The organism is Methyloversatilis sp., from assembly GCF_030698125.1.
Lineage (GTDB): Bacteria > Pseudomonadota > Gammaproteobacteria > Burkholderiales > Rhodocyclaceae > Methyloversatilis.
The window spans coordinates 17,299-28,091 of sequence record NZ_JAUYNV010000056.1 but is presented as its reverse complement, the minus strand read 5'-3'; the positions used below and the strand labels follow the sequence as shown (position 1 = coordinate 28,091).

Here is a 10,793-nt window from a genome sequence, read left to right as displayed (position 1 = left end):
ACCTGACTACACCAGCACTACAGCGGGGCCGTAGCCAACAAGCTTCGAGTCGTGCGTGAGCAGATGCATCGGTTCGTGGACGGCCTGTGCGACGAGCAGCCGATCAAAGGGATCCGTATGGATCAACGGCAGTCGCTCGACAGCCACCGCGTGCTCAGGACGGATCGCCAGCATCCTGTAACCCGATTGCTCGAAGCAGTGCAGCGCCATCTGCCCGGATATCGGCATGCGTTCGCGCCCCAGACTGTGCTTGATCGCGATTTCCCAGACGCTGGCTGCACTGACCCAGAGCGTCGCCTCGGGCGCGAGCAGCCACTCGCGCGCCTTGGCTGACAGACGGGCGTCATCGACGATGGCCCACAATGCAATGTGAGTGTCGAGCAGTACATTCACCGCTGCGCGTCGCCAGAAAACATTCGTTCGATCTCTTCATTCGTCGAATCGAAGTCATCGGGCACGACGAACAGTCCCTTGGCGAAACCCAGGCGGCGCTGCGGCAGCACCGTTTCGATGGGCACCAGACGCGCCGCCGGCTTGCCGTTGCGAGCAATGACGATCTCCCGTTCACGCCCCTGCTCTATGGCCTCGACCAGACGCGAAAGGTTTGATTTTGCCTGCAGCATGTTCACGTGGGATTCCATTGCTCGCTCCGTATGTTCGAACTGTACTTAGCCAAGATTAGCCAAGCCGACATCCTTGGTCAAGCGTAGTTCGGCCCGGCATCACGGGGCACAAAGCGTCAACGAAAAACGGGCGCCCGAAGGCGCCCGTTTCAGCACAGCTTTCTGATCGGAAACCGATTAGAACGTGTGTGCGAGACCGATGTTGAAGCCGGTGTCGCCGTAACCTGCGCCGCTGTTGCCGTTCGCAGTAGCCGTACCGCTCGCGCCCGAAGCATTCTTCGAGATCGCGCAAGTCGCTGCACTGTCAGCACTCAGCTTGGCAACGGTCGCGTAGGCAACCGTGCGCTTCGAGAACGAATACTCACCACCGAAGCCCCACTTCTTGCAATCGGCGTTGTTGCGAGCGTCGTCGTTGGCCTTCACGTAGCTGGTCTTCAGCAGGAAGTTGGACGTAACCGGAACGGTCAAGCCGATCAGCCAGCCATCGCTCTCCGAAATCGCCTTGGATGCGGTGTTATCGCCTTCAACGTTTTCGTAGTAGGCCGACAGCTTGGCAACGCCGAAGTCGTAGCTGGCACCAACGACCCACAGGTCGAATTCAAGATCGCTGCCACCGTTTGCGACGCTGCGCTTGACCTGAAGGTTTTCGTAATCGAGCGTGAAGCTGATCGGACCATTGTTGTACATCGCGGCGAGCGCGTACAGGGGGGTGTCACCGGCATCGACATCCGTGCCGTTACCACCGATACCTGCACCAGCCAGCGGGTTGCTGCCATCTTCGCCCAGCAGGTTGGTCGTGTAGGCCGCCAGGAACTTCAGGCCGGGAGCGACTTCCGGCGAGATGTAGACGATGGCGTTGTCGGCACGGTCAGCCTGACCGAGGCCCGATGTCACGCCGAACAGCGAACCGGCGTTGGCAACGGTCTGGTTCTTGAACGGGTCGTACTGACCGACGAACGAATAGCGGGCGCCATCAACGCGGCCGCCGAGCACGGTACCGAACGCGCCTTCGAGACCGATCCAGCTGTGACGGTTGGTCGTGCCGCCGAAGGATGTGCCGGTATCACCTGAGAAACCGAATTCGAATTCGAAAATTGCCTTCAGGCCGTTGCCGAGGGCTTCGCTGCCGCGGAAGCCGAGGCGGTTGGTGCCGAGGATGCCATCTTCAAAGCCGTTCTGACGACCTGTCTGACCGGCTTGGGCGTTGCCGCCGTTGTCACCACCACGCGACATGAAGCCGTAGTCGATGCGACCGTACATGGTCACGTTCGATGCTTCAGCCAGAACGGCGGTCGGTACGAGTGCGGCTGCGATCGCAGCTGCAAGCAATTTCTTGGACATTACGCAATTCTCCTCTTGCGATGATAGTGGGTGCCCGGATCGTGTTCGATCGCAGAGCGACTGTACTGCCGGGCTACTCACCTTCGGACCTTCAGAAGGTGGATCGCACTGTACCGAAGCATGAAAGCTCACTGCAAGCCATGCGTAAAATTACGTATGCACCCGTCCGGTCCGTTGTGGTTTTCGTGCAACAGCCCGGCAGGGCGGGCACAGCCCACGTGGCGAGGACCCCCACCCCAATTCTTGTCTGATCGCCGCTCCGATTCAGCCCACTTCGCTCCTCTGCATATAAACATGCAGCACCGGACGTACCATCGCCCCGGCGATCCGGTGCCGTGGATCGACGCCTCACCGCGATGCCGGACCTGACGTGTCGGCTCAGCCTTCGCAGCCGCCTGCCGTTCGGCCGATCAGGTTGAAGAACTCGCGCCGGGTGCTGGCGTCGTCGCGGAAGGCGCCCAGCATGCGGCTGGTGACCATGGCGACACCCGGCTTGTGCACGCCACGCGTGGTCATGCACTCGTGCGCCGCCTCGATCACCACCGCGACACCGCGCGGCTGCAACACCTCGTACAGCGCGTCCGCGATCTGCACGGTCATCTTTTCCTGGATCTGCAGGCGCTTGCCGAACACCTCGACCAGGCGCGCCAGCTTCGAAATGCCGACGACGCGCCGATCCGGCAGGTAGGCGATATGCGCCTTGCCGATGATGGGCACCATGTGATGCTCGCAATGGCTTTCGAAGCGGATGCCGGTCAGCGCGATCACCTCGTCGTAGCCTTCGACCTCTTCAAAGGTGCGCGACAGTACTTCGCGCGGGTCGATCAAATAGCCGGCGAAGAACTCCTCGTACGACTTGACGACGCGCGACGGCGTGTCGAGCAGGCCTTCGCGCGTCGGATCGTCGCCGGCCCACTGAATAAGCGTACGGACAGCCGCCTCGGCTTCTTCCCGGCTCGGGCGTGTGGTGTCTGAATGGTTCATGGTCATCCTGTTTTTGCTTATATATAGAGCGGCGCGATCATGGTGCGATGCCGCTGCCTGACACCCGGACTGAGCATGGTGGCGGCGCGGCCACCTGTTTTCAAGTGCGGTTCATCGACTCGGACCCTTGATATGTCAATTTAGCTCCCCAGATTCCCATCGAACCCGCGCGACGACCCCATTGTTTCGGGATGTAAACCGCCGGAACAGCCTGTCGCCCGCGCGGCTCCATCGTTCGCTCACAAGCCCCGCAGCGCCTCGCTGCTGCGGGCAATAACAGTCAGGAGAGGACATCCGATGAAGATCAACCTGTCACGTACCGCACTGGCGGCCATCGCCGCCACGACTTTCGGCCTTGGCGCGACGGCGACCACGATCGACTGGATGCACGCGGCGCAAGCGGCACCCGACGGCAAGCCGCTGCTGCTGGCGCAGGCTGCACCCGCCGCGGCCGCTCCGGTCACCGGCAACCTCGTGACCGGCCTGCCCGACTTCGCGACGCTGGTCGACCAGACTTCCGCCTCGGTCGTGAACATCAGCGTCGTTGGCAAGGCGACCAGAACGCCTGGCATGAATCCGAACGACCCGATGTACGAATTTTTCCGCCGCTTCGGTATTCCGGTGCCGCAGGACCCGCGCGGCGGGCAGGGGCCGGGCAATGGACAGGGCCCGACGCCACGCGGGATCGGTTCCGGCTTCGTGATCAGCCAGGATGGCTACATCCTGACCAACGCGCACGTGGTGTCGGAAGCCGCGGAAGTGACGGTGAAGTTCACCGACAAGCGCGAACTGAAGGCGCGCGTGATCGGCAGCGACAAGCGCACCGACGTTGCGCTGATCAAGGTCGAGGCAAAAAACCTTCCGGCCGTGAAACTGGGCAATGCCGACCAGGTTCGCGTCGGCGAGTGGGTGGCCGCAATCGGCGCACCTTTCGGTTTCGAGAACACGGTGACCGCCGGCATCGTCAGTGCCAAGTCGCGCGCGCTGCCGGACGAATCGCTGGTGCCTTTCATCCAGACCGACGTGGCGATCAACCCGGGCAATTCGGGCGGGCCGCTGTTCAACCTGAAGGGCGAGGTGATCGGCATCAATTCGCAGATCTACTCGCGCACCGGCGGCTTCATGGGGCTGTCGTTCGCCATTCCGATCGACGTGGCCATGCGCGTGGCCGACCAGATCAAGCAGTTCGGCCGCGCCAAGCATGCGCGCCTGGGCATCAGCATCCAGCCGATCACGCGCGACCTGGCCGACAGTTTCGGGCTGGACCGCGCGCGCGGCGCGCTGGTTGCCAATGTCGAGAAGGACGGTCCGGCGGACCGGGCGGGCCTGCAGCCCGGTGACGTGGTGCTGTCGGTCGATGGTCGCGAGGTGGCGGATTCGTTCGACCTGCCCAAGGTGATCGGCAATCTGCCGCCGGGCAAGCCGGTGAAGCTCAAGGTATGGCGTCAGGGCGCGGAACGTACCGTGACGGCGACGCTGGGCGAACAGGGCGAAGCCGAAGCGGTCGCCCAGGCTGATCCCGGGCGCGACGCGCAACCGGCGCGCGACCGTCTGGGTCTCGTGGTGCGTCCGCTCACCGGCGGCGAAGCCCAGCAACTGGGCGTGAATCGCGGCCTGGTCGTTTCCGACGCGGCGGGTCCGTCCGCCCAGGCCGGCATCCAGCCGGGCGACGCCATCCTTGCGGTGAATGGTCAGCCGGTCGGCAGCGCCGAAGAACTGGCGCGCCTGGTCGAACGCGCCAAGGGCCGCGTCGCCCTGTTGATCCAGCGCGGCGACAACCGGCTGTTCGTGCCGATCCGGGCGGGTTGATCGCATCGACTGCCTCGTCACGGACGCGACACACGGAATCGACGCGCGTATCGCGGACAGGGTCCGCTCCTACGAAAAGCAACATCGTCGCGGTTTTCGTAGGAGCCTGCCCTGCAGGCGATCCGGTCTTCGGACACCGACCGCGCTTGATCGACGCGCGTATCGCGGACGGGGTCCGCTCCTACGAAGGGCAACACCATCGCGGTTTTCGTAGGAGCCTGCCCTGCAGGCGATCCGGTCTTCGGACACCGACCGCGCTTGATCGGCGTGCGGATCGCGGACAGGGTGCGCTCCTACTTCGACGATCTCAACCGCGCCAGGATGCGCCAATCGCGCCCGACGGCACGGATGTCGCGGATATCGACATCGAGACGCTGATCCAGCGTGTCGAACGGGCCGAGGTTGAACAGACCCATGCCGCGGCCGAGCACGGTCGGCGCGACATACATCAGCAATTCATCGACGCAGCCTTCGCGCAGCAGAGAGCCATTGAGCTTGTGGCCGGACTCGGCATGCAGTTCGTTGATGCCGCGCGCGCCGAGCGCCTGCAGCAGGGCCGGCAGGTCGACCTTGCCGCCGTCGTTCGGCAGTGCCAGCAGCTCGGCACCGGCGTCGCGCAGCGCGCGGGCGTTCGGCACGTCGTCGGATGCGCACACCACCAGCACGGGCGCGCGGTCGATGTCCGCAAACAGCTTCGCCGCGGGTGACAGCGCCAGCCGGGCGTCGACGATGACGCGCAGCGGCTGGCGCTCCACGGGCACCTCGCGTACGGTCAGCGACGGATTGTCTTCCTGCACGGTGCCGATGCCGGACAGCACGGCACAGGCGCGGGCGCGCCAGCGGTGACCGTCGCGCCGCGCCGCCGGGCCGGTGATCCACTGGCTGACGCCATTGTCGAGCGCCGTCACGCCATCCAGCGTCGATGCGGTTTTCAGCCTGACCCAGGGGCGACCGCGCGTCATGCGCGACACGAAGCCGATGTTCAGTTCGCGTGCCTCCTGCTCCAGCACGCCGCAGGTGGTCGCGATGCCGGCGGCGGCCAGCCGGGCCAGCCCCTGACCGGCGACCAGCGGGTTCGGGTCCGGCATGGCGGCCACCACGCGCGCCACACCGGCCCTGATCAGCGCGTCGGCGCACGGTGGCGTACGGCCGTGGTGACTGCACGGCTCCAGCGTCACATATGCGGTAGCACCGCGCGCTGCATCACCGGCGGATTGCAGCGCATGCACTTCGGCGTGCGCCTCGCCGGCCCTGACATGCCAGCCCTCGCCAACGACCTGTCCGTCGCGCACGATGACGCAGCCGACGCGCGGGTTCGGCGTCGTCGTGTTCAGGCCGCGCGCCGCCAGCCGCAGCGCACGCGCCATGTGGTGTGCGTCGCCCGCCATTCAACTGGCCGCCTTGCGCGGCGCGCGCGTCGGTTTGGTGACTTCGCGCACCACTTCCGAAAACTCGTCGACGTCCTCGAAATTGCGATAGACGCTGGCGAAACGGATGTAGCCGATCTTGTCGAGCTTCTTCAACTCGCGCATCACCAGTTCGCCCAGACGGTCGGTCGCCAGTTCGCGCACGCCCATCGTGAGCAGCCGCTCCTCGATGCGATCCATCGCCAGATCGACCGATTCGGTCGTAACCGGCCGCTTGCGCAGCGCCAGCATCATGCTGGCGCGCAGCTTTTCGCGGTCGTAGTCGGCGCGCCGGCCGTCCTTCTTCACCACCTGCGGCATTTTCAGGTCGACCCGCTCATAGGTCGTGAAGCGCTTGTCACAGGCAGCACAGCGGCGGCGGCGGCGGATGATGTCGCCGTCCTCGCTTTCACGGGTTTCGACGACCTGGGTGTCGGGCGAACTGCAGAAGGGACATTTCATCGGAGCGCTCCGTGCTTGATCCGCGGCGATGGTACGCCTGACAGGACGCTACGGCACCCTGCACGAAACCATGCGCCCCCTGTTGATCAGCCGCCTTCGCTGAGCGCGATGATCCTGTTGTAGACGAAAGCGGTCAGCGCCAGTCGGTCCTGCTCGGGAATATCGGTGAATTCAACGCCGTGGTTCAGGATGGCCTGCTCGCCTTCGGGGTCACTGGCGTGCGTGACCGAACGGATGACGCCGCCCACCTGCACGAACTGGTCGATGTCGTCGAACTGCAGGCGAAACTTGCAGGTGAATGAGCTGCCGGTTGCGCCCAGCGCCGACTTGCCGGCCAGCAGCGCGCCACCCTTGCTGATGTCGATCAGCGTCGCCGCATGCGCAGTGCCGGTCGCGTCGGTCACCGCAGCAATGATCCGGACCGCTGCCCGCTGCGCCTGACGCACACGCATGCCGCTGACTTTCTTCGGATAGCTCAGGTGCAGGTAGGGGAAAGGGGTGTTCGCCATCTTCAGTACATGCGCTGAAAATGCGTAAACGCTCTTGCCGGAAAACAGCCGGACGACAAACGCGGCGTCCTGCTTCACGATCGCATAGCTGCCTTCGACCATCGGCGCAGTCACCATGATGCTGCGGCCCTTGGAATAGCCGAGCAGCCGGACCGTGTAGCGCTGCGCGTCGTCGCCGGCGCCCTGAAGCTGGAAGATGTCGCCGATCTGCAGGCGGATGTCCTCCAGTTCGAGCTGAACGCCGGCTTTCTCGCCCTCTCGTCTGGACTCGTTTTCCTGACCGGCGCGCGCCGTCACCGACGGCAGGCTGGTACTGACCGTGTCCCGGTAGAGCCCCCGTTCGCTCAGCACATCAAGCTGGTTCTGCGTCTGCACGATCACGCCGGCTTTCAGCAGCAGCTTGTTGTTCTGGTCGAACAGTGAATACGGCAACGGTTTGCCGATCGCGACGTCTGACTTTCGAACAGGAATCATCTGTCACTCCGGAAATGGATGGTCTGCAAACCTATCGACACCTCGCAGCAAAACTTGATGTCACCGGGAAGCATTCGTGATGCGCCTTGTGCCCGGTGTGGCGTTTCGGTTATCCACGACTGGTCGCCGGTCCCGGGCGTGTCCCATAATGCGGTCACGCTGACGCGGGCGATCCCTGCGTACGGCGCTGCCCTGGCAGCCACCCGCTGCCGTTTCAGAGCTGTCGACACTTGCATCACCCATGCGCAGACGGACAGGCGCCCCGGACGAGCCTCTCTTCGCCCGGCACGCTGACCACCCCGGACGGGCTCCATGCCCCGGTCGGGTTGTGCATCGGCAGTGCAGTTGATCGAACGGTCGATCAAACAAGAGGAGAAGTTCTGTGTCTGCACGACCCCACCCCCTGCTGGCCCCGGATCCGGACGCCGTCGAAACCCAGGAATGGCTGGACGCGCTGGAAGGCGTGATCGAACACGCCGGCGAGCAGCGTGCGCATTACCTGATCGAGCGGCTGACCGAGCTGTCGCGGCGCGCCGGCATCAACATTCCATACACGGCCACCACTGCATATGTAAACACCATCCCGGCCGGCAAGCAGGTGCAGGCGCCTGGTGACTACGAGATCGAACACCGCATCCGCAGCTACATCCGCTGGAATGCGATGGCCATGGTGCTGCGCGCGAACAAGGACACCAATGTCGGAGGCCACATCGCAAGCTTCGCCTCGAGCGCGACGCTGTATGACGTGGGTTTCAACTGGTTCTGGCGTGCCCCGAGCCCGACCCACGGCGGCGACCTGATCTACTTCCAGGGCCATTCGGCGCCTGGCGTGTATGCGCGCGCCTTCCTGCTCGATCGCATCAGCGAGTCACAGCTCGACAACTACCGCCAGGAAGTCGGCGGCGAAGGCCTGTCGAGCTACCCGCATCCGTGGCTGATGCCCGATTTCTGGCAGTTCCCGACGGTGTCGATGGGCCTCGGGCCGCTGCAGGCCATCTATCAGGCCCGTTTCATGAAGTATCTGCAGGACCGCGGCATCGCCAACACCGAAGGCCGAAAGGTGTGGTGCTTCATCGGCGACGGCGAAACCGACGAGCCGGAAACGCTGGGCGAGATCGCCATGGCGGCGCGCGAGAAACTCGACAACCTGGTGTTCGTCGTCAATTGCAATCTTCAGCGCCTGGACGGCCCGGTACGCGGCAACGGCAAGATCATCCAGGAACTGGAAGGCGATTTCCGCGGCGCCGGCTGGAATGTGATCAAGCTGCTGTGGGGCGGCTACTGGGACCCTCTGCTGGCCCAGGACAAGAACGGCCTGCTGGCCCAGCGCATGATGGAAGTGGTCGATGGCGAGTACCAGACCATGAAGGCGCGCGACGGCGCCTACGTGCGCGAGCAGTTCTTCGGCAAGTACCCGGAACTGGCAGCCATGGTCGCCAACTGGAGCAACGAGGACATCTTCCGCCTGAACCGCGGCGGGCATGATCCGCACAAGGTGTACGCCGCCTACGACGCGGCGGTCAAGCACACCGGCCAGCCGACGGTCATCCTGGCCAAGACCATCAAGGGTTACGGCATGGGCGGCTCGGGCGAGGCGCAGAACATTTCGCACCAGCAGAAGAAGGTCGACCTGGAATCGCTGCGCGGCTTCCGCGACCGGTTCGACCTGCCGATCAGCGACGCCGACATCGAAAACCTGCCCTATCTGAAGTTCGAGGAAGGTTCGAAGGAACTGCAATACATGCGCGAACGGCGCATGGCGCTGGGCGGCTACCTGCCGAGCCGCCGCACGAAGGCCGAGCCGCTCGAGGTGCCGCCGCTGTCCGCCTTCGACGCCCTGCTCAAGGCGTCCGGCGACGGGCGCGAACTGTCGACCACGATGGCTTTCGTGCGCATCATGAACATCCTGCTGCGCGACCCGCATGTCGGCAAGCGCGTGGTGCCCATCGTGCCGGACGAATCGCGCACCTTCGGCATGGAAGGCATGTTCCGGCAGATCGGCATCTGGAACCAGGAAGGCCAGAAGTACGTGCCGCAGGACGCCGACCAGCTGATGTTCTACAAGGAATCGAAAACCGGCCAGATCCTGCAGGAAGGCATCAACGAAGCGGGTGGCATGAGCGACTGGATCGCCGCCGCGACCAGCTACTCGGTGCACGGCGTCGCCACGATACCGATCTATCTGTTCTATTCGATGTTCGGTTTCCAGCGCGTCGGCGACCTGATCTGGGCGGCCGGCGACCAGCGTTCGCGCGGCTTCCTGATCGGCGGCACGGCCGGGCGCACGACGCTCAATGGCGAAGGGCTGCAGCATGAAGACGGCCACTCGCACCTGTGGTCGGCCGCCATTCCGAACTGCATCAGCTACGACCCGACCTTCTCGTATGAAGTCGCGGTGATCGTGCAGGACGGCCTGCGCCGCATGATGGCGGAGCAGGAAGACGTGTTCTATTACCTCACGGTGATGAACGAGAACTACGAGCACCCGGCGATGCCCGACGGGGCCGAAGCGGACATCCTGAAAGGCATGTACCTGTTCCGCCGCGGTGCGGCATCGAACGGCCCGCGCGTGCAGCTGACCGGCAGCGGCACCATCTTCCGCGAGGTGATCGCCGCGGCGGAACTGCTGCGCAGCGACTGGGGTGTCGAGGCCGACCTGTGGTCGTGCCCCAGCTTCACCGAGCTGGCGCGCAACGGCGCCGACTGCGCGCGCTGGAACCTGCTCAATCCGCTGGAAGGCCCGCGCATGTCGCATGTTGAGCATTGCCTGCGCGACACGCGCGGCCCGGTGATCGCCGCGACCGACTACGTGCGCCTGTTCGCCGAGCAGATCCGCGGCTTTGTGCCGCGCCGCTACGTCGTGCTGGGCACCGACGGTTTCGGGCGTTCCGACACGCGTGAGGCGCTGCGCGCGCATTTCGAGGTGGACAAACACTGGGTGACGGTCGCGGCGCTGAAGGCGCTGGCGGACGATGGCGCGCTGGACCGCGCAAAGGTGGCCGAGGCCATCGCGCGCTACGACCTGGACGTGACCAAGCCCAACCCGCTGTATGTCTGAGCGAAGAAAGGGCCTGCCCGAGATGAACGCGGTGGTCGGGTCACGACCTTGACCGCCAGCAACCGATTTTTCGGTGCTTGTCAGCGTCAGGGCCCTTCCCGAACACCTCCCGCCCGGACAGGGCGGC

General features: G+C 64.6%; 9 protein-coding genes. 2 read left to right on the top strand and 7 right to left on the bottom strand.

The window, feature by feature from the left end:
• Nucleotides 1-6 precede the first annotated feature (6 nt).
• The 4 genes from Q8Q80_RS18295 to folE form a co-directional block, all read right to left on the bottom strand.
• Nucleotides 7-393 carry a type II toxin-antitoxin system VapC family toxin gene (locus Q8Q80_RS18295; protein WP_305634291.1) on the bottom strand — a complete coding sequence of 129 codons (387 nt, stop codon included), beginning with the start codon at nucleotides 391-393 and terminating at the stop codon, nucleotides 7-9.
• Nucleotides 390-623, bottom strand: coding sequence for a type II toxin-antitoxin system Phd/YefM family antitoxin (locus Q8Q80_RS18290; RefSeq protein ID WP_305614489.1), 234 nt, complete (start codon nucleotides 621-623; stop codon nucleotides 390-392). Before Q8Q80_RS18290 ends, Q8Q80_RS18295 begins: the two co-directional genes overlap by 4 nt.
• 177 nt (nucleotides 624-800) lie before the next feature.
• A complete protein-coding gene (locus tag Q8Q80_RS18285) occupies nucleotides 801-1,964 on the bottom strand; it encodes a porin (RefSeq protein WP_305634290.1) in 1,164 nt (387 codons plus the stop codon).
• A gap of 378 nt (nucleotides 1,965-2,342) precedes the next feature.
• Nucleotides 2,343-2,948 (bottom strand): GTP cyclohydrolase I FolE, encoded by a 606-nt coding sequence (gene folE / locus Q8Q80_RS18280; RefSeq protein WP_305634289.1) that lies wholly within the window; start codon nucleotides 2,946-2,948, stop codon nucleotides 2,343-2,345.
• 297 nt (nucleotides 2,949-3,245) lie between these two features.
• On the opposite strand from folE, the gene Q8Q80_RS18275 reads away from it, so the two are divergent.
• Nucleotides 3,246-4,757 (top strand): DegQ family serine endoprotease, encoded by a 1,512-nt coding sequence (locus tag Q8Q80_RS18275; protein ID WP_305634288.1) that lies wholly within the window; start codon nucleotides 3,246-3,248, stop codon nucleotides 4,755-4,757.
• A 293-nt stretch (nucleotides 4,758-5,050) separates the two neighbouring features.
• On the opposite strand, the gene ribD is transcribed toward Q8Q80_RS18275, so the two are convergent.
• From ribD to Q8Q80_RS18260, 3 genes are all read right to left on the bottom strand, one after another.
• Nucleotides 5,051-6,145, bottom strand: a complete 1,095-nt coding sequence (ribD, locus tag Q8Q80_RS18270) for a bifunctional diaminohydroxyphosphoribosylaminopyrimidine deaminase/5-amino-6-(5-phosphoribosylamino)uracil reductase RibD (protein ID WP_305634287.1) — start codon at nucleotides 6,143-6,145, stop codon at nucleotides 5,051-5,053.
• Nucleotides 6,146-6,625 carry a transcriptional regulator NrdR gene (nrdR, locus tag Q8Q80_RS18265; RefSeq protein ID WP_305634286.1) on the bottom strand — a complete coding sequence of 160 codons (480 nt, stop codon included), beginning with the start codon at nucleotides 6,623-6,625 and terminating at the stop codon, nucleotides 6,146-6,148.
• Between the two features lie 86 nt (nucleotides 6,626-6,711).
• Nucleotides 6,712-7,608 (bottom strand): flagellar brake protein, encoded by an 897-nt coding sequence (locus tag Q8Q80_RS18260; protein WP_305634285.1) that lies wholly within the window; start codon nucleotides 7,606-7,608, stop codon nucleotides 6,712-6,714.
• 382 nt (nucleotides 7,609-7,990) lie between these two features.
• Between Q8Q80_RS18260 and aceE the strand changes: the two genes are divergently transcribed.
• On the top strand, nucleotides 7,991-10,666 hold the full coding sequence (aceE, locus tag Q8Q80_RS18255) for a pyruvate dehydrogenase (acetyl-transferring), homodimeric type (protein ID WP_305634284.1): 2,676 nt from the start codon (nucleotides 7,991-7,993) through the stop codon (nucleotides 10,664-10,666).
• The last annotated feature ends 127 nt before the right edge of the window (nucleotides 10,667-10,793 follow it).